This is a genomic window from Pedobacter sp. AK013 (assembly GCF_014205835.1).
Classification (GTDB): domain Bacteria; phylum Bacteroidota; class Bacteroidia; order Sphingobacteriales; family Sphingobacteriaceae; genus Pedobacter.
The window spans coordinates 1-26429 of record NZ_JACHCQ010000040.1 but is presented as its reverse complement, the minus strand read 5'-3'; the positions used below and the strand labels follow the sequence as shown (position 1 = coordinate 26429).

Sequence of the window (26429 nt, the reverse complement as noted above, 5' to 3'; positions counted from 1 at the left end):
AAGGAACATACCATAAAGGACGGAAAAAAATGACAGATCAAAGATTTACAGAATTGCTTGGAAAACAATTGGCTGGCGAAATTTCGCCGGATGAATCTGTTGAACTGAAATCTATTTTAGCTGACAATGCCTCACTTAGAAAGGAGTATGAAAGGCTACAAACTTATTTTGATACTGAAACAGTTGAGGATGAAAATATTGATCGGGTTTTTGATCGGATCAAAGCCCAAATTACAGTTCCTGGCGAACAGGGATTAAAGGTTGTTAAAAATAAACCTTACAGCACCTGGTTAAAAATTGCAGCAGTTGTAGCCATTGTTATTGCTGGTACACTAGTTTACAATAGCGAAGCTATTTTCTTCAATAAAACAGATCAGTTAGTATTAACACAGGCGCTAACCAAAGCCACAGAAGTGAAAACCATTGTACTGGCAGATGGCTCTACTGTAAAAATGAATTCGGGGAGCAGCTTAAGATATCCTGATCATTTTAGTGGAGATACCAGAAATGTTTATCTATCTGGTGAAGCCTTTTTTGATGTTAAAAAAGATCCGGAGCACCCCTTTATTGTACACACCGAACAGTTGGCTGTTAAAGTGTTGGGTACTGCATTTGATGTGAAGGCTTACCAGGACGATACCTTTACTGAAACCACCTTAATCAGGGGAAAGGTATCTATTACAATAAAAAATAAAGTTGCACAAACTTTTATCTTAAAGCCAAACGATAAGTTTACATTGGCAGATGGTAAAGCAAGCATGAGCCAGCTCAGCCATTTTAACGGCACAGGTACCAACCGCATAGTAGAAACTGCATGGACAAACCACGAGCTTATTTTTAAAAATAACAGTTTTGATGAAGTTGCTAAACTTTTTGAGCGTTGGTACGGTATCAAAATAGCTTTTAAAGAACCTGAACTTAAAGCAGTAAGATTTACAGGGCATGTTGATAAAGAAACATTACCTGAGGCCTTAGATGTACTAAAACTGATCGAAAACTTCAATTATTCGATAAAGGATAAAAATGTATATATCTACCGCTAGCACAAACAGTTAAGCAATGTATATTTGTAGCCATGAATTGTGCGCAGCGGATCATATTGTTAATTGGATTGATTTTTCCGCTGTGTGCCAATGCGCAAACTAAAGTTACTTTAAATTTTAACGGGGCAAATTTTGAGCAGGTTGTAGAAGCTATACAGCAACAAACTGTTTACCATTTCGCCTACAGCGAATCTAAAATCCCTAAACATCTGGTATCTATTAAGGTAGAAGAAGAGGAAGCCATAAAGGTGATCGATCAACTCCTGCTCAACAGTGGTTATACTTATTCTGTGCTGCCCAATCATCTCATAGTGATCAGAAAAAATGCCGAAGGAAAAATAGATACAGATAGTGTCCGTTTTTTAAAAGAGGTGGTAATTACGGCCTTGGGTATCGAAAAAGATAATTATAAAGTAGGTTATGCCCTTACCACCATTAAAGGCTCATCTATTACCAAAGCAAGAGAAAGTAATCTGATTATGGCGCTGCAAGGCAGGGTTGCCGGACTAAATATTACCGGTGTAAACGGCGGCCCGGGTTCTGCCGCACGCGTGCTCATCAGAGGTGTTTCGAGTATGACTGCCACTTCTCCATTATTTATTGTAAATGGTGTACCCATTGATAATAGTATCAGGGGAAGTGCCAACGAGTATGGTGGCGCCGATTACGGCGATGGGATCAGCAATATCAATCCTGATGATATTGAAACCATTACCATATTAAAGGGGTCTGCAGCTTCGGCTTTGTATGGGGCCAGGGCGGCAAATGGTGTAATTCTTATTAACCTTAAAGGTGGGAGAGAAAACACCAGGGCTAAGTTTGAATACAATACCAACCTGGCTTTCGATATTCCTGTTAATTCGACCGATTTCCAATATTTGTACGGGCAGGGAGCTCAGAACAAACGTCCAGCCGATTTGTACAACGCCATTTCTACCGGTTTATTAAGCTGGGGAGAAATTATGGACAATAAATTAACAGCCCAGGTAGATGGTTCTATGCGGCCTTACACTCCAGTTAAAAATAACATTCAGACTTTTTACCGTATAGCTCCTGCATTTATCAATACACTTTCGCTTGTTGGAGGAAATACAAAGAATAACTATCGCGTTTCGGTTTCTAATTTAGATTACAATTCTGTTTTAAGCAATGGCGCCCTCAACCGTAAAACGTTAAATTTTTATGGCACATTGGCTTTAAGTCCTAAAATATCGCTGAGCTTAACAGGTAATTATATTTACGAATGGAATAAAAACAAGAGTTACCTTAGCGATGGTCCGTTAAATCCTAATTATGGAATTTCTGCCCTGGCTACCAGCTTAGACCAATCTATTCTGGCACCTGGTTTTGATGCAAAAACAGGTTTCGAAAGTCGCTGGAATGCCGATGAATACAAAACTAATCCATATTTTTTGATGAACAAACAAGCTGATCATGCCAGCCGGAACCGCTATATCTCATCGGCAGTGTTGAAATATCAGCTGGCGAGTTGGGCATCTATTCAGGGAAGAATTGGTTACGATTCGAGCAAAGACGAATTGATAAGTATTTTGCCAACTGGAATTGCCTTTTCCATCAATAGGCAAGGGGGAATAAACGCCTACGATCAGAACCATACTTCTGAACTCAATAGCGATATCCTGTTTAGTGCCAGCCGGAATCTTAGCGATAAATTAAATCTCGAACTTTCAATGGGGGCTAATTACCGCGAAAGAAAAGGCAATAGCGAAAAGCTAAAAGGCTCGCAATTTAAGGTGCCTTATTTATATACTCCCGAAAACCTGATTACCAGTACCAAAACATTGGCCGTATCAAGGATCGTAACGGAATCTGCTTATTATACGGCCGACCTAAGCTATCAGCGGTTTCTTAATTTCTCGGTTACGGGGCGATACGATATTTATTCAACCCTACCTGCCAATAACCGTGGTATTTTTGTACCGGGGATTTCAGGCAGTTTTATTTTTTCAGATCTATTGAAGTTGAAAGAGCTGAATTTTGGTAAACTGCGCATTGATTTTGCCAAAACCAGTGGCGAACCCATTGTACCCTATACTACACAAATTTATTATACAGTAGATAATCAGGTAAATGGTACCCCCGTTGGCAGCTTTTCTGGCGATTTACCCAATTACAATTTAAAACCTTTTACCTTAAACGAAATAGAAGCAGGCCTCGATCTTAAGTTTTTCAATAGCCGGTTGGATATCGATTTTACCTATTTCAATCGCATTACCCACAACGAAATCATTAACGCAAAACAATCTGTTACCACAGGTTTCACCTCAGCTTACGTTAATCTTGGCGAAACCCGTAATGCAGGGATAGAACTTGCGTTAGGATATACACCAATCCTCACCACGACCAGTAAATGGCAGATTAATTTTAATCTTACAAAAGTGAAAAATACGCTACTCTCCATCGATGGAAATAGCAATTATACACTCACGGGTACTTACAGGCCTTTAAACGCCAATACCGCATTGGTAGTTGGCAAACCGATTACCCAGGTTATGGCCTACGATTATCTACGCGATGACAGAGGCAATATCATTATAGGGTCTGATGGCATCCCCAAACGCGGCAACTTTATTCCTATGGGTGGCACTATGCCTACTTTGTATGGAGGGATAACGAACAGCTTTAATTACAGGCAGTTTAGTTTTTCCTTTTTGATCGATTACCGTTTTGGTAATAAAATTCTTTCTGCAACAGAATATTATAGCTACGTACTTGGCTTAAATAAGGCAACTCTTGTGGGTAGAGAGACGGGTATCGTTGCCGATGGGGTACTAGAAAATGGGCAGAAGAATACGATAAATGTTCCGGCTTATGCTTATTATCCTGAATTGGCCACCAATATTTCTACATTATCGGTACTTAATGGCAGTTTTATCAAACTGCGACAAGCTACACTGGGTTATTCTTTTAACGAACGTTTTTTGAAAAGGACACCATTTAGCAGTATAGGAATTGATTTGGTAGCCCGGAATTTATTTACCTTGCTTAAATACACTAAAAACACAGATCCCGAATCACAGTTTTCGCCTACATTGGGTTATGCAGGGATAGAAGGAGCTTCATTACCTGCTACACGTAGTTTTGGGGTCAATTTTAACTTTAAATTCAAATAAAGGATGAGCCCGAACAAATTATACATAATTGGTGTATTCCTCCTCACTTTAGTGAGCAGCTGTTCTAAGGCAAAGCTGGATGAGATTAATACCGATCCGACCAAGCTCACCGAAAATAATTATGACCCTAACAGTTTGCTTGGGCAAGCACAGCTAAAGTATTCTAATCTGGGCTATTACCAGCTTTTGTATCAAAGCACAATGATGCAGTTGCTGTCCTCTACTTATTATTATTATAACAATGGCGATAAATACATCAATGTAGCCAGTTTTACTGATTATCAGGGACGTATTTTTGACGAAGGCTATACTGATGCTTCGTATATCAGAGAGATGCAAAGACTCGCCAGATTGAAAGATCCAGTAGCTTATAAAAATCTGATTGCGATAGGTGATATTATGTTTGTGTTGATTTTGCAACGGATTACCGATACCTATGGTGATGTGCCTTATACGCAGGCTGTTAAGGCTATGGAGGGTATTAAATATCCTGTTTACGATCGCCAGGAAGATATTTATACCCAAATGCTGAACGATCTTGAAACCGCTACAGCACAATTGGATGCCGAAAAACCTGGCCCAACCGCCGATCTTTTTTACAAAGGCGATATTACAAAATGGAAAAAGTTTGGTTATTCGCTAATGCTTAGGATAGCAATGCGCTTAACCAAGGTCGATCCGGCAAAAGCAAGGCACTGGGCAGAGAAAGCTGCTGATAAAACCTTTATGGGTATAAATGACAATGCGATCTTGTTGACCGATGCTTCTTCGTTTAACAGTCAGAACGGAACATCGCTTGCTTTGAGAACCTTTTCAGATTATCTGGAGGTACGTTGGAGTAAAACCTTAATCGATCAGTTAAAGAATACCAACGACCCCAGGTTGAGTGTGATAGGTGAGGTCCCCAAAGATGGATTAGCCAAAAATGCCGATCAGAACCTAAATGGAAATATCGATGCCGCAGTTCAGCTGGGTATGCCTAATGGGTATGATTTGCAGGGCGGTGCCGCTGATATCAGTCATTCGCCAAACTATCCGGGGGGTACAGGCAGTGGAAGTGATTTTGCTCCGCTCGGGAAATACTCTCGACCACGAACTTCAGTATATCTTAAACTAGGTGGGCCAATCTTTATTTTGAGTTATGCAGAAACCGAATTTCTACTGGCAGAAGCAAAGGCGAGGGGATGGAATATAAATGGGACGGCAAAACTACATTATGCCAACGGATTAACCGGAGCTATACAATCACTTACGCAATTAGACCCTTTGGCTGCGGTTGATGCCAATAAGATTACTACATTTGTTAACCAGAACCCACTTGATGAAAGCAGCACACAAAATGCATTAGCTGAAATAAATACACAATACTGGGTGGCCACTGGCACTAATTTTAATTTTATAGAAGCCTGGTTAAATTGGAAAAGGAGCGATTACCCCAAACTTTTTCCTATAAATTATAAAGGTAACGTAACCAATGGTACTATCCCCAGAAGAATGATTTATCTCTCTACAGAGATCCTGAATAATCCACAGCACTATAAAGATGCAGTGGCCCGCATGGCTGGCGGCGATGTGCTTACCGCAAGGGTTTGGTGGGATAAATAATCAATTGCCATAATAAGGAAAACAATAATAGCGGCGCTTCGGTTACAGCAATACTGGTCATACATAATCAGTTTTCATTATTATGCTGTTATAAATATCTAACGTGTTTTTTTTCCTTGCTATGGTTAAGGCCTTTTATCGCCAGGTATATGCCCAGAAACAAAAGAATGATAGCAATACTTATTCCAACTGCAGTGGGCAAGAATATACCTGCTGCAGCAAAGAACCTACTCCAATTTACCCGGGAGTAAAAGAAGTATGTAAATATTAGAAAGCCCAATAAAATTAGGGTAGAGAAAAAATAAAGGGTTTTAGGCGTAAAGTTAATTTTCATATTATTAAGCGGTAGGTGAAATGATAAGAGTGGGTATCGTTTAATTTAGATAAGGGTTTTTGGGAATGTAAACCAATTGGTAACCACTTTTCTTAAGCAAATTAATGGTGTGCTCATCAGGTAATTGTTTAAAAATAACTGCTGCTAACACCTGCGAGGGCATAACCCTTAATTTAACGAGGGTATCAAAAAGAAATTTCTTCATTTTAATAAAAAAGAACGGCCAGTTATATTGATCGGTTGATATCGATTCCGTCCCTTTAAACCAGTAATTTGGATTGATTTTTTTAAAACCGACCATGGGTAGGCCTAAACCAGCGGCCAGTTTTTCAAATTCCCGTTCAGAAACCTTGTATACAAAATTTCCAACAGGCTCAAATGAAAAACGGTTTTTCCATAGTTTGTTAATAAATTGCCCGTTCTGGGCAAAAAGATTACTTAACATTAATAGTAAAGGCATTTTTATTACCGGATCCTGAGGCTCCATCACTACTACAGCCGATCTGGCCACTCTGATCATCTCGTACATGGCAGCATATGGCCTAGGGAAATGGTGGTAAGATTCTTTGCAGAGCACAAAGTCAAAGCTATTGTCTTCTTGCAATAGTTTTTCTGCGTTTTCTGCAGCACAGGCATTAATAATTCCCTCTTTTAGTGCAACATTTAAAAAATCAGTATTGAGGTCGGTTGCCAATGCTTTGTTACCTGAGTTTAGGATATACTGTGCATCGAACCCGTACGCGTCTCCTACGGTGAGCCAGCTCTGGCCTTTTTGGTTCAGAAGTGGATCGAGACAGTTAAAAAAGAGCTTTTGAAGCCAATTAGCTACGTTATTTTGGCCTGTAGCCTTGGCTTTTTTATAAAGATCGGTTTTAGCGCTTTCGGATGGGAAATGTGTATTGTACCATTTATTATGTCTGTTATAGCTTTCGTTATGCTGCATAGAATACGGTTTATAAGCTAATACGAATGCAGTGCTTAAAACGCTTGGTCGAAAAATAAATAGCTTGAAGAAAAATAAATTAATTTTAACCCAGCGTTTTTTATACCTGCTGCGTAACCTTATTAGCATACGATGAAAAACCGCTTACCGAACCAAATGGATGAACCTTTTTTTTAAGCAGGATACTAAACTAATCAAAGGCTGTAAAGCCAATGAGCGGCAGGCACAGGAAGGTCTTTATAAACTTTACTATGCAGACATGCTGCGTATATGTTTACGTTATTTAAAATCTGATGATCTGGCTCATGATGCACTAAACATTGGTTTTTTAAAGATTTTTCAGCATATCCATACCTTTGATGCTAAAAAGGGCGAATTTGGCGCCTGGATTAGAACAGTAATGATGAGGTCGTGTATTGATATTAGCCGGAAAGAGGCGAAGTTTAACGAAGCGATCAATCCTGATGAAATAGAGGAAATTTTTATTCAGCCATCGGTGTTAGATAAACTTTTTGTAGAAGATCTCCTGAAATTGATAAGGCAACTGCCTACAGCCACCCAGCTGGTTTTTAACCTTTCGGTTATAGATGGCTATTCGCATAAGGAAATTGGAGCGCATTTGAATATTACCGAGAGCACCTCCAGGTGGCACCTCACAGAAGCAAAAAAACAGCTGAGGAAAATGTTAGCTTCCTCTGCCATTGATAAACCAACTGAAAACATAAAAAGAAGATGAGAAATTCAGCATGGTATCATAAACTCTGGCGCAATAAATTCGATAGCCTTCCAGTTCAGGATGCTGCGGATGCTTCATGGGCAGGTATGCACAAACTGCTCAACGAGCAGATGCCGATTAATACGATCGGTGGCCATGGCCCTAATTTATCTACAGGGGCCAAACTGTTTAAAATAATTGGATATACATTGTCTGTAGCTGCTACGGTTTCTACTGTAGGTTACTTTACAGTTCTGAAATCGAAAAATAAGCAGAAACAGATAGAAAAGAAAGTTAAACCAGCAATTCTGGATTCAATAATTGCTGATAGTAGCAAGGTGATAGATTACAGTAATTTAACCGATACGATTATAAGCAGGGATAGTATAGACAAGAATGGAAATGCAATAGACGATGTTGCGGTGCAAAACACAGTGGTAAACAATGATTCTGCTCAGGTTGTAAAACATATGAATAACAATGAAAACATGATTTCATCTATCGAGAAAGCGAACGCTGTTTCTCTTTTTAAAAACAGACATGAGGCTACACAAAGGCGTGATAATTTTGGACAATTTGAAAATTTCAGTTCAAGATCATCAAAGCCTAGCTCAAAAGTTGATGATCAGGAATCTAAAGGCCGGAATGTTGATCGTTCATTTACGAACGGACAAAATCTGTTATTAATACCGGGTAATTATCAGGAAACAAATGGATTTTTTAAACAAGGCGTTTCACCTGTTTCCATTTTAAATCAAGGGGCTGTTTTACAAATCTATGCTCCAGTAGATTTACGAAGTGCATCCTCAATAAAGAACAGTAGGAGTGGAAGCAACAATAAAGCAGATCGCACCACTCCAGGTAAAACCCCGAAAGTGAAAAATATCAAATTACCCAAAATCAAAACAACTAAAATTAAACAAGAAGGTGAAATTATAGAACCTACATACAGTTATGGTGTAACAACGGGAATGAATGTACAAAAAGGGAATAGCAGTTTTTATGCAGGTATATTTGGTACATATATGCTAAGTAAGAAATGGAAACTTGCTGTTGGCGTAAATGTTAATAGCTATCAAAAAATTATCGGCGAATTTACACATCCAAGTTATTATCGTCCCGATTCTGTACCTCCGTTTACAATCGCAGCTACACGAAAAGTAATTACAGTAGATATTCCTTTAACCGCTGCCTACAGGCTTTCAAAAAATATAAGTGTTAAGGCTGGTCCGGTAATTAGTTTTGTGGGCAAGCAGTCTGAAATGGTAGCCAGATTAAACCCAATAGCCAATCCTCGTGATACATTATACCATAGCAAGCAGATCGACTCGATCTTAGTAAACATTGGAAATACAGTAAATAATAAGATAAATATTGGTTTTACGGGCGGCATCAGTATTCACATAAAACAATTTGATATCAATGGAAGCTACCAATGGTTAACCCCATACAAGGTGAGTAATAGTTTGGGCACTTTTAAACAGACCAACCGGGCTTTTAGGATCGGGATAGGATATAGATTCAAGTAAATTATAGTCGAACCAAGATTAAAAATGAGATGTATTGCAAATTCAAAAAAATAATAAAGCGGAAATTTCAGGTGTAAAGCGTCTCAAATTTTATTGATCTGCTTCAGGGTTTTTAAGTCATAAATTAAAATTTCGCTTTTATCTGTTTTATCGTACTTGTTATTGTTGTTTGTATCGGTATGGCCCGTTACAACAATAGTTCCGGTTTGTTTATTCACAACCCAGGTTCTTACGAAGAGTTTGTTATCCGTTAACTGTGTTCTTTTTTGCCCATCAGGAGATAAGATTATAATCTGTTTTGGGTCGTTCCAGTCTATTCCCTTTTTTTCGTCAAGATCAATAGTTTGGGCTGAAAGAATAATTTGATTGATCCCTAGATGGTCGATCTTAACTTGTTCCAGTTTTCAAAATAACCATCACCTGGAAAATCCACCTGTTTTGTTTGCCCGTTTTTAGTATTAATAAACAGTAGGTATTTATTTTTCGCATCAGGCATTTTTCCCCAATTTTCAACACTTGCAATTACATAATCTGTTCCTTCAACTTCTGTTAATTTATTGAAATGAACATAATTGTTTTTATCCTGACCGTAAGAGGTAAGGGTCATAATACTAAAGATGGTTATGAGTATTTGCTTCATATGCTGTAGGTTTTTATGTGTAATTATCGGTTATGTTGCTGCCTTTAAGTTAAACTACAAACAAAATACGCCTTTAAGTTTAACTTAAAGGCGTATAAATCATTAAAAATGAATTTTATAGATTTTTATTGCTTAAAAAGAGTAGGTTAAACCACCGAAAATATTAAATCCATTTACCTGATAATATAAGTACCTGCTATAGTTGGTATTTAATATATTGTTTGCTTTAGCGAAAACAGAGAACTTTTTGTTTATCCTGTAATCTGCACCAAGCCCTAAATCTACAAACCCCTTCACGGTAACGATCGATTCAATCGATGGGTTTGGAATCACATATTGCGAAGGATTAACAGGATTCGCAATGTTTACTTTTGCCTTAACATCATCCTGGATCACTACACCAGCATTAAAGCTTAATTTTTTATTGTAGGTATAAACAAGGTTCGAACTTACTTTTAACCCTGGTTTAAACCAAGAGTAAGTTTCTGAAGCAGGTTTCCAATCGTCGAGATTTAATTTGCCTGTCCATTTTAAGGCGTCGCTTACCTGAACAGAGATTTCGCCTTCTAAACCGGTTAGTTTCGTTTTACCGAAATCGTAGATTACATCAAACTTGTTAAAATCAGTATAATTGTTGATGAATAGCGGCATGTCGTCAAACTGTTTTACATATACACGTGCTTTGTAACCAAAGCCTGGCCCTCCTGTACCTTTAACACCAGCACTGAAACTTAATTTTTCAATTGTATTTTTAACTACAATATTGCTGTTTAACCAAGGGTTTTCATCTGTAAATCCTTTTAATGAGTTTCTGTTTACATCACCTTTAACTTCTCCAAAAACCTGTAAATAATCAGGAATTAAAGTGAAATCGGCAGTAACGGCCGGGAAGATTTTAGAGCTGCTAACGGCGCCAAATTCCTGTACAAAATTAATTCCCGCAGTAATTTTAGCCCCTTTAACCTGTAAACGGATATATGGATTTAAACGCAGCAGATTATTACCAACACTGGTTAAAGCATCTTTGCTATTGCCAAATTCAGTTGATGCCGCCAAGCCCAGGTTTAACGAATTAATGCGTTTGTTTACATAACCGTTTAAGCTTAGGTAGTTTTCTTTGGCACTGAATTTATCATTCCAGATGTAACCGTTGGCTTTTAAAGCATAACTAAAAGCATCTTCATCTTCAGTAAAGTTTTTAACCAGTTCGCCTTCCAGTTCAATCGTAGTTAAAGCCTGTTTGTCAGGGTTAGGATTAAGTGTCGGCCTGGCATCATCTATACCATAAAAATAGGTGCCGTTGCGTTCAAAATTGATGCGGCCACTCACGGTATTCTGCTCTAAGATACTACGGCCAAAAACACTTAACTGTTGGTTGCTGCTGTTCTGTTTGTTCAGCTTTCCTTCCTGACTAAAGTGTTTAAAATAACCACCTACCTGCAAGCCTTCATCTTTACCGGTATTAAAATAAGCTTCTCCTAAAAGGGTAGCCAACGATCCGAATGCACCTTTTACATAGTTATTAACCAATATGCTTTCTTTTTCTTCTGCTAAAGCTTGTGCCTGTAGCTTTTGAATATCACTGTTCAGCTCCAGCTTTCTATCAAGAATGCTGTAGTTTAATTTTGCTTTGTAAGTTTTAACATCATCCAAATTCGGGCTTCTTCTTAGCTTTACAGCCTCGGCCAAAATTGGTTTATATGGGCGTACTACTTCTATCTCCTCATTTACAACCCCTTTTTCCTCTGTTTTTTTATCCTGCGCCTGAGCAGTCATTAATCCAGCAGCTAAAAAAAACAGTGAACTATATATATATTTAATCGATTTCATAATGCTACTTCTTCTGGTTTAGTTTTTCTAGTTTTTCTTTGGCCGTAGGGATGATATCATCCTTGCCTTCGTAATTATCAATTATACTGAGAAGTGTACTTTTCGCCTGTAAATTGTCTTTTAGGGCAACATAATTATCAGATAAAAGGATAAATGCTTTTGCTACCCAATAATCATAAGCGGCCATGTTGTTAATCAGATCAAAACAGGTTTTAGATGAGGTTTTGAAATCACCTTTGTTGTATTCCAATAAAGCTAAATTATATTTCGCTTCGGCAGCAGCAATGGTTTTTGTTTTAGCCACCACATTTTTAAATTCTTTTATGGCTGTAGTGGTATCTCCCTTTAACAGGTAAGCTTTACCAGAATATAAGCTAGAGCTGTTTTTTTCTTCTTCTGAAGCTTTTTCCGATTCTTTGGTCAGCTGTGCATATTTAAGCATGTCATCTGGCATATTTAAGGCGGTGTATGCCTTTAATAAATTGTTGATGGCAAAACTATAATGCGACTTGTAATCGGTTGTAGTTTCTAATCTTTTCAGGTAAACAATTGCTTCGTTGTATTTCTTCTGGTTTAAGAAGAGTTGCGAGATACTCACCAATGAACGTTCTGTATAATCACTTGTCCAGTCGTTTAAAATAAACTCGTAATCAGGAATGGCTTCATCCGGGCGACCTAGTTTAACCAATGATTCTGCTCTGATAAACTTAGCCTCCTTTTCGTGGTTAGCCTTAGGGAATTTATCGAAATAAGCATTTACAGCCTGGAATGCACCATTGGCATCGCCTTTTAAATAGGTATTATTGGCTGCGGCAAAAACGATGTTATCTTGTTCTGAGCCCGAGTAATTTCCAAGCGGCGTTGTAGCTGCATAAGTGATAAAACCATTTGCATCGCCACGATCTACATAAATATTTTTGATTGATTCCATGGCTTGTTTAGCTTCGTCGGCTGTCGGATAATCGCGGATTACCTTTTTGAACGATTCTAATGCGGCATCATCCTGATCCTGGTTGTATTGAACCAAACCAATGGTAACTAATGCTTTTGCTACATAACTACTGCGTGGGTATTTGGCCACCAATTCTACCAGATCTGATTTAGATTTATCAAAATCGCCCTTGTTAAAATAAGTATAAGCCGTTTCGAAACCGGCATCATCTGCATAATTCGAATTCGGGAAAGCTTTCAACAAACTTTGCATCGTTGCAATTTTTGCATCATACTGCGTTTCCAGCCCCTGGATCATTCCTTTCTGGAAAGTAGCATAATCCTCAGAAGTGGTGTGTCTGTTGATGATCTTGTTGTAATTCGCCATCGCATCACCATAGTTCTTATTTACGAAGTAAGAATCTGCTAAACGGATGGTGGCATCATCAATTGTTTTTTGGTCTTTATCATTACCGGCCAAGAACTTTTCGAAGTAGTTGGCTGCTTTACTATATTTCTCGTCTTCGAAAGCAGCATAAGCCAAAGCATAATTTGCGAAATTGTAAACGCCTGTTTTATCGGCATCAGGCATCTTCAAGAATTTCTCGAAAGTGGTAACGGCCTCGCCATACTTACGCAGCTCGTACATCGATTCTGCTTTCCAGTAAGTGTTTAAGGCATTGATTTCATTATCTTCAGGGAACTTCTCAGAACGCAAAAACATCGATAATGCATTTGGGAAAGCCCTTTCGTTATAAAACTCTAATCCACGGAAATAGGTTACCTTTTGATAAGCTTCCTTAGCTTCGAGGTTTTTATCCGGAATAGGTTCTAAAATGTCTACAGCTGCCTGGTAGTTTTTGGTGGTTAATAAAACCTCGCCCAATAAAGTTTTGGCTTCGTTTATTTTACGCGATTTTGGGAAAGTTTTTAAGAAACCCTGTGTAGCCTCTAAAGCTTGCTGATGGAATTCTAACTCGTAACTTAATTTGGCATAGTTTAACCAGGCTTCTTCCTGTATACCCTTGTCAAAACTTAAACGCGATGCCCTGAAAAAAGCACTTTGAGCTTTCTGTTTGTTGCCCAATTGAATAAAGGCTTTACCCAAAGTATGCATACCGTTTTGTAGGTAAATATCATCGGTATTTAGTTTTTCTAAAACGGCAACAGACTCTTTATACTTTTTATTCTGGAACAAAGCGTACCCATATTGGTAAATGAAGAGGTTGTTTTTGGTTTCGCTTTTATCTTTTGCATAATATTCGGCGAAATATTTTTCAGCGTTTTTGAATTCAGATTTTGCAAAGTACGATGCCGCAACCAAACTCAACATTTCTGGTTCGAACTGTTGTTTGGTTTTTTGAATCGCAGTCAAAGCATAACTGATTACATCATCGTAACGCTCGTCGAGATAGTACATCGAAGTGATGTAGTATGGATAACTGGCCTCATAAGTAGGAGATCCCTTTAACTTTTCGAAGTTGGCCAGTGCCGTTTTATACTCTTTGTTTAAGTAATTGATATAAGCAAAATAGTAGGTAGCACTTTCCTGAAAATCGCCTTCTTCTTTTTTAACTTTTTCGAATAAAGGTTCTGCCTTATCGTAGTCTTTGAGTTCGAAATAGGCGTAACCCTGCTTAAACTGATATTCGTTTCTTTGTTTGCCCGAAAGTGTAGAAGGGTCGGTTTTTTCGAACCATTCTAAAGCTTTTTTATAGTTTTTCTGGTTGAAATAAGTTTTTCCAACATAGAAATAAGCCAGTTTGGTATTTGGGTTTAACGGATAATCGCGGATAAAAGCCTGAAACAAACTCTCGGCATCACTATTGGTTAACTCTAATGCGCAAACGGCAGCATAAAATTTTGCATTCTCCTTTAGTAAAGATAATTCGGCATTGCTCTCCGTTTGGGTAGAAGGTTTATAACGTTGCAGCTCAACAAGTTTAAACTGTTGTGCAGCTGCAGTGTATTTTTCTTTGTCTAATAATTCTAAGCCCGTTTGATAGTTTTTATTGAGGTTTTGCACAGCGCTAACCTGAGCGTAGGTGCTAAAACTTCCTGCTAAAATTAGCGGAATTAGTAAGTATTTTTTCTGCATTGGTTTCAAATATGGTTGGTACTAAATTAGAAATAGTATCAAAGCTTATCAACAGAAGTAATTAACATCTGTTAATAACACAAATTAACGATAGGATTTTTGGTTTGGTATTAAGGGGTGAACGAATGTGGAAAAATGATGGTCATTCGTTCAATAGTTATTGGTTTATTGGTGGCAGCAAACTTTATTGATACAATTTATATCGAATCTACTGTTAAATCTTAATTTTATTAACTGATTGATATGGATCAAGCGGAAAAGTTGGGGGATATTTTAGGCATATATTTTTGCTAATCTGAATAGAAAGAATTTAATATCCCTTACACCTCTTGAGGTTGCTCTAAAGGCTTTGATCTTGGCATTGAAAGATTCTGCAGAAGCATTTGTAGCCCTGTTGATAAAGAAGTTAAGGATATACAGGTAATGCGATTGGATTGATCTGGCAACAGTCCTAAAGGAATCAATTTCGCATGCTTCGACCTCGTTATACCAGATTGCCAATCTTTTAAAGGCCTGTTCCTTGCTTTTGCACACCCTGAATATATCTCCCAATTTTTGGGCAATATGATATGCATTCTTTAATTTGGGATACCTTTCGAAAAGTAGCGCTGCTCTAAGTTCTTGATTCCGTGTCCATTTTGAGGGATGCTTAAACAAAAGGTACCTGCTCCGCGCCAGCAATTGCTTTAATGTATCTCCATTGGCCAACACTTCTGGATGGTAAGCAGTTTTGTTCTTTTTTACCGTTGCAATACCCTCATTTTCTGCATCGATAGCCTCCCAACGGTACTTTACCCTAACTTCCTGAACTGCATCATAAGCCAATTTCTGAACATGGAAACGGTCAATTACCCGGTGCGCATTTACAAAACACCGTTTTATGGCCAATTGCATGTTGGCAGCCATATCCATGGTTACTTCCTGCACCCGTTTTCTCAGTCTTTCCGGAATCTTTTTCAGTACAGAAATAATGTTTTCGGCAACTGTACCCTTAATCATGGCCACAATAGCGCCCTTTCTGCCTTTGGCTTCCTTGTTGGTTACAATGGTATAAAGTTCCCCATTGGATAATGCTGTTTCATCAATACTGAGTCTAGTGCTTACATTGTTCACAAAAAGCATCCAATCTTCCGCATGCGCTTTCTGGTCCCAATGACTATAATCACTGATATGCTCTTTATATTGCTCCTGGAGCTGTTTGCCGTCAATCTGGAAATAATGCCCTAAATGATAACAGCTAATGGGGTGATTATCCAAATATTCCTTTTAAAAAAAGACCGAATTCCGTAGTCATCCGAGTCCCTTTTCTCACTAAATCCCAGTCCCTACTGATGATATCGCCAGTCTTTTTTACTGTCCATCTGCGCCGCTTGATACGTAAGGCAACTTTTTGACCACGGATAGGAAAATCCTGAATACTGGCTTCCGGAAGAAAGCCCTTGGATTCAAGCTCAGCCATTTGATAGCCAGAGGGGCTTATGGATTTGAAAGCGGCTATCGCAATTGCAATTTTAGAAGTTTGGATGTTATTTCCGATTATTAATTACTAGGATTATTTTACGGGGAATAGGGTTGAGTTAGCTTTCTTTTCTCCAATCATTTTAATTCCATTTATCTTAATAGTTGGTATAAAATGGTTTATGTTCGTTTTCAATGATACATGGAAGGTATACATAAAAGAATTTGATAAATGGCCTAAAGGAAAAAACAGGATGGGTACATGGATTTTAGTGTTTTTGTATTATTAGTTGTCTTAAATTTTGCATTTTCGTTTTATCTCAATCCACCGCCAGGTGGGTGGAAATAGTAAAACTTAGTTACAGGGCATGCAAAAGAATAACTCAACTTCGTCGACACGATATTGGGAATCATTATTTCAATGATATGACAATTTATCACATTATTGGACAGACAAATGTTTGGAAATCAAAGATTATTCTACTTTATTAACAGCCGGAAATACTGGTAATGTTAGCTGTTACATATTTACGTTCATATGGGCTAAAATATGCAGTTACAAGTATCGACGGAAATATGGTTATAGTGACTTTTACCGTTACCAATTCCTCAACAATTTCCTCTGCAACGCATCCCCCAGTTATTGGATATACGAATTGGTGGAACAAAAATATAGGTGATCCAATAAATAAGAGTTTTTCATCTGGACCGTTCTCTAAAACAACACAAACATTTATATGGATGGAAAATTTAAAATGGAAATAAGAAGAATATTACGCATAATTTTTGTAATTATATCAGTTTCGCTATATCAAGGATGTAGCGAAATTCAACAAAAAAAAATGATATTGTTGGCATTTGGCTTAACGGAGACGGGGCTGTTATTGAATTTAAAAAAGATGGTACATTTATAGCTAAACATTTGCCTGCCAGCAACTTCATGTCAGATAATGAAAATAAAGAAAAGAGATTTGATTGCTATCTTGGAAAGTGGGTTATAAAAAAAACTGCTAAATCGCTAAATCAATTTCCTTGGTCTGTTGAACTGGATTTTATTAAAACCTCAATTAATGATTATAATAATACGATATTTTCTTTGATTAGTTCGGGTAGCAATATCATGGAAAATAAAGCTCCTTGGAAAAAACTTTTTAATTGGATAGGAGATCCCGATAGCGGAAATAGATATGAGTTTTCAAAAAAATAAATACTACTTTATTGCCCATAGTTTTGAATTATTCTTGTGCAAGTGCAACTGGCACCTTTAATTCAGAGATAGCCATACAGGTGGAAATGTTGAAAGTGTATAGCCTAGGGGAGTAAGCATTGCAGAAACCAGGAGTAACCAAAATTGGTTGATTGAAAGGCAGAAAGAAGCATTTGAAACGCAGAATGAAATAACTACCGATCAAAGTAAGATCGATTGGAGGTCACTCGGTGAGGCAACGTTATCTTTTGTACGTGGCGCCACGGAGGTTGGCGCTGCCGCTGCTGGCGAATGGTTTTCTGGAGGTTTGGCTACTCCAGTAGCAGTTGGCTTAGCCGTGGATGGTGGATCTAGAATGGCACTGGCCTTCGGAAAATTTGTTGCAAGTTTAAGTGGAACAACGGGCCGGCAACTTCCTGGGAATTTGGGCGGTGTTATTGGATTAACGATAGACAATATTGCGGGAAACTAAAAACGGTAAACAGATTGGGGGATTGGTTAACGATGCTTTTTCTGTAATTTTAACCGGTGGAACAGTTGGTACGGCAGCCACATTAGCAGACCCTGCTGTACCATTGGGCTTAAAAGTGCTCACATTAGGAGCCCAAACAGGTGTTTATTCGGATGTGTTAAGTAATGGAGATGTTTATGATAGAAAATAAAATATCGATTTTAGAGGCCAATGATAAAAGCGATCTCTTTTATCTTAAGTGGAAAAAGGATGCCGTACAAAGTGTTTTTATTGCAACCCCAGTCGCGATTGTGGTTTGTTTGGTATGTTTTATCCTCATCGTTGGGATTTCAATCAAGCTAGTTTTTATTTTATTGCTTCCAGTGGCAGCAATTATAAGTGGTTTGGTTTACAGTCCTATTTTTCTAAGGAGAAAGTATATTAATGGAATGGTGAAAAAAGTTCACGTAGAAGATAATGTCATACAGATCGAAACTTATGGTTGGTTTAATTACCAGCCAATAGTTGGTTCCTTCATAAAAACAGACCTTCAAATCAGTCACCATTTAGATAATCCTTTCTTTAAAGAAAAGCCACTCTGGATATTGAATATTAAGTATATCAAAGAAATTGAATTGTATCTTGTTGAAGATTTTTTTGACGATCCAATAAAACTACTAGTATCTGAAATCAAATAACGATATAAGAGAGCCCCTTTTAATATGTTTGATTATAAATTTTTATCAAAATTATAAAAGATCATACTGTTTTAGATAAACAGGTAGATGGTTTGCAATAAATTCGGTTCTCAATCATTATGAACTGTTGTTTCACTCAACACCTATAGCGAGCGCCTATGATGTTCTGAATAATGGAGGTCCAATTAAATAAATATGATGGAAGAAATCAATTTAAAAGTGAATCAAAAGGGTGTAGAATTCTATGATAAATGGCTTAAGGAAACTAAATCTGGGATATTCCTTTATGCGCCAGTTTTTTTATTATTTTACTTGGGCATAGGTTTGGCGATTTATGGACTAAATTTAAAATTTATATTAATTTCAATCCTTCCTGTATTCTTGATACTAATTAGTTTTGTTAGCCCATACTATTCCAGAAAAAAATACTTCAATCAAATGGCGAAAAGCATTTCAATTAATGATGACGTGGTTTTAATTGAAACTTGTGAGTGGTTTGGCACAAGTTCGGTTGTCAAATCATTTCCTATAAATGAAATAATTATAAGTAACTCTGAAAGCATTTCTTTTTTTAAAGAACTAAAGGTCTATTCCTTAAAAATAAATCCAGAGGACACGGTTCCGATATATATAATTGATGAATTCTTTGATAATACTATCGTCTTATTAAGCCGTTTGAAATATCACCGATCAAGTAGCTGATGACACATTGGCCTAACCGCCAAACTTACCCCTGACTAGCCAGAAGATACAGCACAGCCATTCTTACTGCCACTCCGTTTTCTACCTGTTCTAAAATAATCGATTGTTTGCTGTCGGCCACATCGCTCGTAATCTCCACACCTCTGTTTATTGGGCCGGGGTGCATGACAATGATTTCTTTATCGAGGTTATCTAAGATCTGTTTGTTCAGGCCGTACATCATGGCATATTCCCTTAACGATGGGAAATATTTAATGTCCTGGCGCTCCAGTTGGATTCGGAGCATATTTGCTACATCGCACCAGTTCAGTGCTTTAATTAAATTATGTTCAACCTTTACTCCCAGTTGGTGGATGTGTTTGGGGATTAATGTTGTTGGACCGCAAACCATTACTTCGGCACCTAAACGCTGCAGGCAAAGGATGTTTGAGATCGCTACACGCGAGTGCAGGATATCACCTACAATGACTACTTTTTTGCCTGCTACATCACCCAGTTTCTGGCGAATAGAAAATGCATCAAGTAAGGCCTGTGTTGGGTGTTCGTGCGCACCATCTCCGGCATTTACAATCTGGGCCTTTACATGTTTGCTTAAAAACTGACCTGCACCGGCATAAGGATGACGCATCACCACCATATCAACTTTCATGGATAAGATATTGTTTACGGTATCGATCAGGGTTTCGCCCTTACTCACCGACGAAGATGAAGCCGCAAAATTAACCACATCAGCAGAAAGTCTTTTTTCGGCAAGTTCGAATGAAAGTTTGGTACGGGTAGAGTTTTCGAAAAAGATATTGGCAATCGTAATATCACGCAGTGAAGGAACCTTTTTGATCGGTCTGTTAATCACCTCCTTGAAATTATCTGCAGTTTCGAAAATCAATTCGATATCATTCCGGTTAATATCTTTAATGCCTAAAAGATGTCGGGTTGATAGTTTTTCTGCTGCCATTTTTATTTATTATTGTCCGATATTAAAATCACTTTATCCTCACTTCCTTCACTCGCCCAGGTTACTTTTACCTGTTGTGAGTTTAGACTATCTACCTGATGCCCAATGTAATCTGGTTCGATAGGTAAATGTCTACTAAACCTACGGTCTATTAAAACCAAAAGTTCCACTTTCTCTGGTCGGCCATAAGCTAGTAAAGCATCAAGAGCTGCCCTGATGGTTCTGCCCGTCCAAAGTACATCATCAATTAAGATTACTTTTTTACCTTCGATGATAAAATCGATAGAGTTGCTGCTTGCGGTAACCAATCCATCTTTACGGCGAAAATCATCTCTAAAGAAAGTAATATCAAGGTTTCCCTTTAAAATTTTCTTGTTTTTAAGGATAAGCTGAAGATCCTGATGAATGCGATCTGCCAAAAAAATACCCCTTGGCTGGATGCCAATTAAAACGGTATTTGCGAAATCGTCGTGGTTTTCAATTAATTGATGGCAGAGCCTCTTAATTGTAATCTGAATTTTTTGTCCGTCAAGAAGTGTTTTCTTTTGCATTGAAGAAGGATTGGGCAAATATATAAAATTGTTTTAAGGTAATAAAGTTGAAGATCGATTTGTTTTAGGATTCTAAGGCTAAATTGTTCTTTATCAAAATGTAAAAGCAAAAAATAATTTTATACACATGGAAATACCAAATTACAAAGAAAGGTAAAAGACTTATAATACATCATGGTGCCCTTTAAGCTTTAGACTTTCTGCTTTAGTCTGATATTTTTCAGAACGCTCTGGTTGCTTTTGCATTTAAAACATTATTTTTATATGCTATGATGCAACAACCCGTAATTTTTTTTGATGGCATTTGTAATCTTTGCAATGCATCGGTTCAGTTTGTTATTGCGCACGATAAAAAGGATCAATTTAAGTTTACTGCATTACAAGGTGATTACGCCAAAGAAATGCTGCCAAAACTTAATGCGGATCCAGAAAAGTTGAATACCATTTTATTGCTGGAGGATGGAAAACTCTATACCAAATCATCAGCAGCATTGCGTGTGGCCCGAAAACTTAATGGATTAATTCCGCTTCTTTATGCGTTTCTTATTGTTCCTAAATTTATACGCGACTGGGTTTACGATATTATTGCCAAAAACCGTTACCAATGGTGGGGAAAGCAGGAGAGTTGTTGGGTGCCAACGCCTGAATTGAAAAGTAAGTTTATTAATTAATTTTGTTGGTCATTTTTCTTTCTACCCGGCGACCAAAGCCAAAGTGTTAAAATAATCAATGGTATGGTAATACTTAAAGCGATTACAATCATGATTGCTTTTTGCTTAACCATGTCTGCTTCAGTAGAAGTAAATACATACACCGTTTCTTTAATGGCAAATAAAGTAATGATAGTAGAAAGAACGGCAAATAGTTTACGCATGGTTTAATTTTTATTGCAAAGATTGCATTTTATTTTATAATAGACCAGCGTTAAAAGACGCTTCTTTTAAAAAAACATTAATTTTCTAAATACCTTTTCGAATAGGTAATGCCCATTAAATCATAGCGTTTAAACTGTGTTTTGAGGCGTTTCTGGAAATCAGGATAATTGCGTTTTTCTTTAGGGCTCCACAGTACTTCGCTTAAAGCATCCAATCGGGGAAAAAGCTGGTATTGTACTTTTGCCGGGTTGGTAATGTATTCGCTCCATAAACAGCCTTGTGCACCCCAAATGTATGTTGCCTGTTCGGTATTTAATTCTGCCGGTACAGGTTCATAGTTGTATACATCAGCCAGCAGTGATGGGGTACTTGCGGTTAAACTATCTTCTTCTACAAACTGACCATGATTAAAGTACATTTTATTTTCGGGGGTCATAATGGCTTTGTGGTTTTGCTTTGCCGCTTCTATGCCGCCTTTTTCGCTCTGCCAGCTCATTACCACTGCATTTGGTGCCAGGCCTCCCTGTAAAATTTCGTTCCAGCCGATGATGGTTTTACCTCTGCTGTTTACAAATTTCTCCATCCTGCGGATAAAATAACTTTGTAATTCACTTTCAGTTTTCAAACCATTGGCTTTCATTACCTGTTGCGAAACTGCCGATTGTTTCCACCATACTTTAGAAGCCTCATCGCCACCTATGTGAATATAAGGAGAGGGGAATAAGGCCATTACTTCTGTTAAAACATTTTCTAAAAACTTAAAAGTAGTATCAGAAGCCTGCAATACATTGTTGTATTTATTCATCATTCCCCAGGTTTCGGCCACGGTGTACTTTTTGTTAGGTTCGGTACCTAATTCCGGATAGGCCGCCAATAAAGCCATGCTGTGCGCAGGCATTTCAATTTCGGGGATAATGGTGATGTAACGTTTAGCAGCATAATCAACTACCTCTTTAATCTGCTCCTGTGTGTAAAAGCCGCCATGGCGAATACCATCGGTTTTAATTACAGCATCTTTTGGCGTAATTTTAATTTCGTTGGGCAGTACCTGGTATTTAATATTTTCATTGCCTTTTCCGGGCCATAAACCAATAATGCTGCCATTACGCCAGGCGCCGATTTCGGTTAGTCTGGGATATTTTTTGATCTCGATCCGCCAGCCATGGTCATCGGTTAAATGCCAATGGAAGTAATTCATTTTATGCAGGGCCAGGTAATCGATGTATTGCTTAATAAAAGCTATATCAAAAAAATGACGGCTTACATCGAGGTGCATGCCGCGATAATCGAAACGGGGGTAATCTATTATATCAACAGAAGGGATGAAGAGTTTATCCTCAGTTGTTGCAGGTAATAGTTGGATAATACTTTGAACTGCATAAAATAAGCCCTGTTCTGAAGATGCTCCTGCATTTAGACTTGTAGAAAGTACCGATACAAAGTATTTGTTTGGGTTTTTATACAATTGATCAGATAATACAAGTTTAATGCTGTTTTTATTTCCGTCTTCTGCAGCATTACTTATTTTAAGATTGAGTTTGTACTGTTTAAATAAATATTCTGCTAAAAATGTAGCAGAATTCATCGCTTTATTATCTGTTATGAAAATAATAGTCTGATTATCAATTTTAAATTTATCGGTTGGGTAGAGTCCTGGTCTTAATTGTGCCGGCTGTGGGATAATATTCACTTCCTGAGCAGAAACTTTGAACGAAATAAGGGTCAGAAACAAAAAGATAAATTTTTTCATGCTGAAAAGGCTTGGTTACGTTTTTCAAAAGTAGTCATTATTGACGGATGAAGGGAAAGGGATGGTAGAACGGATTATTTATGTTACATAAACCCGATGGGAGCGGGCACGAAGTGTAACGGAGTAAAGCGGACAGCGGGGCAGGAGTTACTGATTTAGGATTGCGTTCGTTTTCAAATATTTAACCATATAAGACATTTAAGAAAATATAAGCTCATGTTGCAAATTTCTTCAATGTTCTTACATTTCTTATATGGTGAATGAAAATGAGATTGCTTCCCCAAAAATCGGGGCAAGCTGTCCGCTGAGAAAGCCTGCCCACAATTTACGATCCATTAAAGAAATCCATGTTTCCGTGGCAAAAAAAAAGCAAAAAAAATCCCGATAACTTTCGCTATCGGGATTAATATTTCAGTTAAAAAGAACTAGCCTTTTTTAGCTTTGCTTTCTTCGCCTTCTAATTGCGATTTCAATTGAGCTAATACGTCTAAGTCTCCTAAAGTAGATTTCTCTACAGAATCTTTAACTTTTTTAACCGCAGTTACAGCAGCTTTAGCTTCTTTTTTCTTAGCATTTCTTTCTTCTGCTACAGCTTCAGCTTTAACCTCTTCCCAAATACGGGCGTGAGATACTACGATACGTTTTGCTTCTTTGTTGAATTCAATGATTTTGAAGTCATTGGTTTCTTCAGCTTTAACTGAAGTACCGTCTTCTTTAACCATGTGTTTAGTTGGTACGAAACCTTCTACACCATAAGGTAAAGCAATAACAGCACCTTTATCAGTTACTTTAACAACAGTACCTTGGTGAACCGAATCTAAAGTGAAGATTGTTTCGAAAGTATCCCAAGGGTTTTCTTCTAATTGTTTGTGACCTAAGCTTAATTTACGGTTATCAACGTCTAATTCTAAAACAACTACGTCTAATACATCACCAACTTTAGTGAATTCGTTAGGGTGGTTTACTTTTTTAGACCATGATAAGTCAGAGATGTGGATTAAACCATCAATACCTTCTTCGATTTCAACAAATACGCCGAAGTTAGTCATGTTTTTAACAGTTGCTTTGTGCTTGCTTCCAACTGGGAATTTAGCAGCAACTTCTTGCCATGGATCGTTAGATAATTGTTTAATACCTAAGCTCATTTTGCGCTCGTCTCTGTCTAAAGTTAAAACTTCAGCTTCGATCTCATCGCCAACTTTTAAGAATTCTTGTGGGTTTCTTAAGTTTTGCGACCAGCTCATTTCAGAAACGTGGATTAAACCTTCAACACCAGGGATGATTTCTAAGAAAGCACCGTAATCTGCAACAGTTACGATTTTTCCTTTTACTTTAGAACCAACTTGGATGTCAGCACTTAAGTTCTCCCAAGGGTGTGGAGTTAATTGTTTCAAGCCTAAAGCGATACGTTTTTTCTCATCATCGAAATCTAAAACAACAACGTTGATTTTTTCATCTAATGATAATACTTCTTTCGGATGCTCTATGCGGCCCCAAGAAATATCAGTAATGTGAAGTAAACCATCAACACCACCTAAATCGATGAACACACCGAAATCAGTAATGTTTTTAACGGTACCTTCTAATACCTGACCTTTTTCTAATTTAGAAACGATTTCTACTTTTTGTGATTCTAAATCGTCTTCAATTAACACTTTATGAGAAACTACTACGTTTTTAAACTCGTGGTTAATTTTAACAACTTTGAATTCCATTGTTTTACCCACGTATACATCGTAATCGCGGATAGGTTTAATATCAATTTGAGATCCTGGTAAGAAAGCCTCAACGCCCATGATATCAACAATTAAACCACCTTTAGTACGGCTCTTAACGAAACCATTGATGATTCTGTCATTTTCAAGTGCCTCGTTAATTGCTTCCCATGATCTTTGGGTTTTAGCTCTTTTGCGAGAAAGGATCAATTGACCGTTAGCATCTTCTGGTGCTTCAACGAATACGTCAACTGAATCGCCGATTTTTAGATCTGGTGTATCACGGAACTCAGAAGTAGAAACTAAACCGTCTGATTTGAAACCTACGTTTAATACTACGTCTTTGTTGTTGATTGAAACAACGATACCACTGATAATTTCACCTTTAGTGATCTGGTTGAATGTTCCGGCATACATATCTTCAAACTTTTTACGGTCTGCTTCATTGTAATTACCAAAAACTTTTTCATCTGCATCCCAGTCGAAATCTTCGCTTGGTGTTGCTAATGATGATTTGATCGATTCGATCGAAACTGAATCAGCTTCTGATTCAATAGTTTCTTTTTCAGTTAGGCGTCCGCCTTCTCCCTGAAGTTCAGCTGTTTTTGCTGCTAATTCTTTTTCTGCTACTTGTTTTTTAGCCATTAATTAATTGTCTCCTTTTTTCCCTATTTAGGGACTGCAAAGGTAAAAATATTTTAATTAATAGAAAAGATTTTTTTAATAAATCTTGCTGATTTTTAGCGTATTAAGATTTCTAGTTTGTCTTGATGAATTTATTTCAGCATCTAAATCATAGAATTTGCAAATTGTTAGCATGGGTTTTCGTAATTATTTGAAAATGAGCGCCCAGTATTTCATCGGAAGCAGCAGTCCTGCTATCGCTTATAGTCCTCGCTGCGCTGCGGGCTATTCCGCTCTATCAGGTTTAAAAATAAGGGGCTGTACACAAATACCTACCAAACGTTCCTTTACAGCGATTTATTAAGTTAAGGTGAAAATCAAAAAATATTGTCACCCTGTGCTTGTTGAAGGACAGTCCATACCTTTAAAAAAGATTCTGAAACAAGTTCAGAATGACGAATAAAATAAAGCACATCGTCATGCTGAATTTATTTCACTGTTGTCCGGAGAAATATTTTTTTGTTTATAAAAAAGGGTAGCTTTAAGTCTACCCTTTGTAGTGTTATATTTGAGTTACCACACCTAAATACAACATGGGCAAAAATACATTTTTTACCGGACAGCCGATATTAAATCAGCTAT

The 26429-nt window shown here is 37.6% G+C and carries 23 protein-coding genes; 11 read left to right on the top strand and 12 right to left on the bottom strand.

Annotated elements, in window-relative coordinates:
- The first annotated feature begins 29 nt into the window (after positions 1 to 29).
- From HDC90_RS21570 to HDC90_RS21560, 3 genes are read left to right on the top strand one after another with little or no spacing between them, the layout of a single operon-like run.
- On the top strand, positions 30 to 1043 hold the full coding sequence (locus tag HDC90_RS21570) for a FecR domain-containing protein (RefSeq protein ID WP_184470112.1): 1014 nt from the start codon (positions 30 to 32) through the stop codon (positions 1041 to 1043).
- A gap of 32 nt (positions 1044 to 1075) precedes the next feature.
- A complete protein-coding gene (locus tag HDC90_RS21565; protein ID WP_184470110.1) occupies positions 1076 to 4177 on the top strand; it encodes a SusC/RagA family TonB-linked outer membrane protein in 3102 nt (1033 codons plus the stop codon).
- 3 nt (positions 4178 to 4180) lie between these two features.
- Positions 4181 to 5782, top strand: coding sequence for a SusD/RagB family nutrient-binding outer membrane lipoprotein (locus tag HDC90_RS21560; protein WP_184470108.1), 1602 nt, complete (start codon positions 4181 to 4183; stop codon positions 5780 to 5782).
- 374 nt (positions 5783 to 6156) lie between these two features.
- On the opposite strand, the gene HDC90_RS21555 is transcribed toward HDC90_RS21560, so the two are convergent.
- Positions 6157 to 7059 carry a class I SAM-dependent methyltransferase gene (locus HDC90_RS21555; protein ID WP_184470106.1) on the bottom strand — a complete coding sequence of 301 codons (903 nt, stop codon included), beginning with the start codon at positions 7057 to 7059 and terminating at the stop codon, positions 6157 to 6159.
- 160 nt (positions 7060 to 7219) lie between these two features.
- On the opposite strand from HDC90_RS21555, the gene HDC90_RS21550 reads away from it, so the two are divergent.
- Both HDC90_RS21550 and HDC90_RS21545 read left to right on the top strand, forming a co-directional pair.
- Positions 7220 to 7795, top strand: coding sequence for an RNA polymerase sigma factor (locus HDC90_RS21550; RefSeq protein WP_184470104.1), 576 nt, complete (start codon positions 7220 to 7222; stop codon positions 7793 to 7795).
- The gene (locus tag HDC90_RS21545) at positions 7792 to 9303 is read left to right on the top strand and encodes a hypothetical protein (protein WP_184470102.1); all 1512 of its coding nucleotides are present in this window, start codon (positions 7792 to 7794) and stop codon (positions 9301 to 9303) included. Before HDC90_RS21550 ends, HDC90_RS21545 begins: the two co-directional genes overlap by 4 nt.
- A gap of 83 nt (positions 9304 to 9386) precedes the next feature.
- Here HDC90_RS21545 and HDC90_RS25585 read toward each other — a convergent pair whose 3' ends face one another.
- The 6 genes from HDC90_RS25585 to HDC90_RS21520 all read right to left on the bottom strand — a co-directional run bounded on the left by HDC90_RS25585 (position 9387) and on the right by HDC90_RS21520 (position 16260).
- Complete coding sequence (locus HDC90_RS25585) at positions 9387 to 9521, bottom strand: hypothetical protein (protein WP_255497796.1); 135 nt, start codon at positions 9519 to 9521, stop codon at positions 9387 to 9389.
- A 155-nt stretch (positions 9522 to 9676) separates the two neighbouring features.
- A complete protein-coding gene (locus tag HDC90_RS21540; RefSeq protein ID WP_184470100.1) occupies positions 9677 to 9943 on the bottom strand; it encodes a hypothetical protein in 267 nt (88 codons plus the stop codon).
- Positions 9944 to 10075: 132 nt separating this feature from the next.
- Positions 10076 to 11773, bottom strand: a complete 1698-nt coding sequence (locus HDC90_RS21535; protein ID WP_184470098.1) for a TonB-dependent receptor — start codon at positions 11771 to 11773, stop codon at positions 10076 to 10078.
- A 4-nt stretch (positions 11774 to 11777) separates the two neighbouring features.
- The gene (locus HDC90_RS21530) at positions 11778 to 14801 is read right to left on the bottom strand and encodes a tetratricopeptide repeat protein (protein WP_184470096.1); all 3024 of its coding nucleotides are present in this window, start codon (positions 14799 to 14801) and stop codon (positions 11778 to 11780) included.
- A 273-nt stretch (positions 14802 to 15074) separates the two neighbouring features.
- Positions 15075 to 16058 carry a transposase gene (locus HDC90_RS21525; protein WP_221451922.1) on the bottom strand — a complete coding sequence of 328 codons (984 nt, stop codon included), beginning with the start codon at positions 16056 to 16058 and terminating at the stop codon, positions 15075 to 15077.
- The gene (locus HDC90_RS21520) at positions 16051 to 16260 is read right to left on the bottom strand and encodes a hypothetical protein (protein ID WP_184470094.1); all 210 of its coding nucleotides are present in this window, start codon (positions 16258 to 16260) and stop codon (positions 16051 to 16053) included. The genes HDC90_RS21525 and HDC90_RS21520 overlap by 8 nt, the downstream gene beginning before the upstream one ends.
- 939 nt (positions 16261 to 17199) lie before the next feature.
- On the opposite strand from HDC90_RS21520, the gene HDC90_RS21515 reads away from it, so the two are divergent.
- From HDC90_RS21515 to HDC90_RS21495, 5 genes are all read left to right on the top strand, one after another.
- Entirely contained in the window at positions 17200 to 17466 is a 267-nt protein-coding gene (locus tag HDC90_RS21515; protein WP_184470092.1) for a hypothetical protein, read from the top strand.
- A 148-nt stretch (positions 17467 to 17614) separates the two neighbouring features.
- Positions 17615 to 17938 carry a hypothetical protein gene (locus tag HDC90_RS21510; protein WP_184470090.1) on the top strand — a complete coding sequence of 108 codons (324 nt, stop codon included), beginning with the start codon at positions 17615 to 17617 and terminating at the stop codon, positions 17936 to 17938.
- On the top strand, positions 17925 to 18128 hold the full coding sequence (locus HDC90_RS21505; RefSeq protein WP_184470088.1) for a hypothetical protein: 204 nt from the start codon (positions 17925 to 17927) through the stop codon (positions 18126 to 18128). The genes HDC90_RS21510 and HDC90_RS21505 overlap by 14 nt, the downstream gene beginning before the upstream one ends.
- The gene (locus tag HDC90_RS21500; RefSeq protein ID WP_184470086.1) at positions 18115 to 18615 is read left to right on the top strand and encodes a hypothetical protein; all 501 of its coding nucleotides are present in this window, start codon (positions 18115 to 18117) and stop codon (positions 18613 to 18615) included. The genes HDC90_RS21505 and HDC90_RS21500 overlap by 14 nt, the downstream gene beginning before the upstream one ends.
- Positions 18616 to 18810: 195 nt before the next feature.
- Complete coding sequence (locus tag HDC90_RS21495) at positions 18811 to 19317, top strand: hypothetical protein (RefSeq protein WP_184470084.1); 507 nt, start codon at positions 18811 to 18813, stop codon at positions 19315 to 19317.
- A gap of 25 nt (positions 19318 to 19342) precedes the next feature.
- Here HDC90_RS21495 and HDC90_RS21490 read toward each other — a convergent pair whose 3' ends face one another.
- Both HDC90_RS21490 and pyrR read right to left on the bottom strand, forming a co-directional pair.
- Positions 19343 to 20272: an aspartate carbamoyltransferase catalytic subunit gene (locus HDC90_RS21490; RefSeq protein WP_029279355.1), complete on the bottom strand. Its 930-nt coding sequence runs from the start codon at positions 20270 to 20272 to the stop codon at positions 19343 to 19345.
- Between the two features lie 2 nt (positions 20273 to 20274).
- Entirely contained in the window at positions 20275 to 20823 is a 549-nt protein-coding gene (gene pyrR / locus HDC90_RS21485) for a bifunctional pyr operon transcriptional regulator/uracil phosphoribosyltransferase PyrR (RefSeq protein WP_147230913.1), read from the bottom strand.
- Between the two features lie 269 nt (positions 20824 to 21092).
- On the opposite strand from pyrR, the gene HDC90_RS21480 reads away from it, so the two are divergent.
- A complete protein-coding gene (locus HDC90_RS21480; protein WP_184470083.1) occupies positions 21093 to 21494 on the top strand; it encodes a thiol-disulfide oxidoreductase DCC family protein in 402 nt (133 codons plus the stop codon).
- Here the strand turns inward: HDC90_RS21480 and HDC90_RS21475 are convergent.
- The 3 genes from HDC90_RS21475 to rpsA all read right to left on the bottom strand — a co-directional run bounded on the left by HDC90_RS21475 (position 21491) and on the right by rpsA (position 25808).
- Complete coding sequence (locus HDC90_RS21475; RefSeq protein ID WP_029279360.1) at positions 21491 to 21697, bottom strand: hypothetical protein; 207 nt, start codon at positions 21695 to 21697, stop codon at positions 21491 to 21493. The two genes, HDC90_RS21480 and HDC90_RS21475, sit on opposite strands and share 4 nt — an antisense overlap.
- Positions 21698 to 21774: 77 nt before the next feature.
- Positions 21775 to 23448, bottom strand: coding sequence for a beta-N-acetylhexosaminidase (locus tag HDC90_RS21470; RefSeq protein ID WP_184470081.1), 1674 nt, complete (start codon positions 23446 to 23448; stop codon positions 21775 to 21777).
- A gap of 425 nt (positions 23449 to 23873) precedes the next feature.
- Entirely contained in the window at positions 23874 to 25808 is a 1935-nt protein-coding gene (rpsA, locus tag HDC90_RS21465) for a 30S ribosomal protein S1 (protein ID WP_039482263.1), read from the bottom strand.
- Between the last annotated feature and the right edge of the window lie 621 nt (positions 25809 to 26429).

What these genes read in the sequence shown, in the direction of transcription:
- HDC90_RS21570 (WP_184470112.1), top strand. Translation starts at nt 30, where the DNA reads ATGACAGATCAAAGATTTACAGAATTGCTTGGAAAACAATTGGCTGGC.
- HDC90_RS21565 (WP_184470110.1), top strand. Translation starts at nt 1,076, where the DNA reads ATGAATTGTGCGCAGCGGATCATATTGTTAATTGGATTGATTTTTCCG.
- HDC90_RS21560 (WP_184470108.1), top strand. Translation starts at nt 4,181, where the DNA reads ATGAGCCCGAACAAATTATACATAATTGGTGTATTCCTCCTCACTTTA.
- HDC90_RS21555 (WP_184470106.1), bottom strand. Translation starts at nt 7,059, where the DNA reads ATGCAGCATAACGAAAGCTATAACAGACATAATAAATGGTACAATACA.
- HDC90_RS21550 (WP_184470104.1), top strand. Translation starts at nt 7,220, where the DNA reads ATGAACCTTTTTTTTAAGCAGGATACTAAACTAATCAAAGGCTGTAAA.
- HDC90_RS21545 (WP_184470102.1), top strand. Translation starts at nt 7,792, where the DNA reads ATGAGAAATTCAGCATGGTATCATAAACTCTGGCGCAATAAATTCGAT.
- HDC90_RS21540 (WP_184470100.1), bottom strand. Translation starts at nt 9,943, where the DNA reads ATGAAGCAAATACTCATAACCATCTTTAGTATTATGACCCTTACCTCT.
- HDC90_RS21535 (WP_184470098.1), bottom strand. Translation starts at nt 11,773, where the DNA reads ATGAAATCGATTAAATATATATATAGTTCACTGTTTTTTTTAGCTGCT.
- HDC90_RS21530 (WP_184470096.1), bottom strand. Translation starts at nt 14,801, where the DNA reads ATGCAGAAAAAATACTTACTAATTCCGCTAATTTTAGCAGGAAGTTTT.
- HDC90_RS21520 (WP_184470094.1), bottom strand. Translation starts at nt 16,260, where the DNA reads ATGGCTGAGCTTGAATCCAAGGGCTTTCTTCCGGAAGCCAGTATTCAG.
- HDC90_RS21515 (WP_184470092.1), top strand. Translation starts at nt 17,200, where the DNA reads ATGTCAGATAATGAAAATAAAGAAAAGAGATTTGATTGCTATCTTGGA.
- HDC90_RS21500 (WP_184470086.1), top strand. Translation starts at nt 18,115, where the DNA reads ATGATAGAAAATAAAATATCGATTTTAGAGGCCAATGATAAAAGCGAT.
- HDC90_RS21495 (WP_184470084.1), top strand. Translation starts at nt 18,811, where the DNA reads ATGATGGAAGAAATCAATTTAAAAGTGAATCAAAAGGGTGTAGAATTC.
- HDC90_RS21490 (WP_029279355.1), bottom strand. Translation starts at nt 20,272, where the DNA reads ATGGCAGCAGAAAAACTATCAACCCGACATCTTTTAGGCATTAAAGAT.
- pyrR (WP_147230913.1), bottom strand. Translation starts at nt 20,823, where the DNA reads ATGCAAAAGAAAACACTTCTTGACGGACAAAAAATTCAGATTACAATT.
- HDC90_RS21480 (WP_184470083.1), top strand. Translation starts at nt 21,093, where the DNA reads ATGATGCAACAACCCGTAATTTTTTTTGATGGCATTTGTAATCTTTGC.
- HDC90_RS21475 (WP_029279360.1), bottom strand. Translation starts at nt 21,697, where the DNA reads ATGCGTAAACTATTTGCCGTTCTTTCTACTATCATTACTTTATTTGCC.
- HDC90_RS21470 (WP_184470081.1), bottom strand. Translation starts at nt 23,448, where the DNA reads ATGAAAAAATTTATCTTTTTGTTTCTGACCCTTATTTCGTTCAAAGTT.
- rpsA (WP_039482263.1), bottom strand. Translation starts at nt 25,808, where the DNA reads ATGGCTAAAAAACAAGTAGCAGAAAAAGAATTAGCAGCAAAAACAGCT.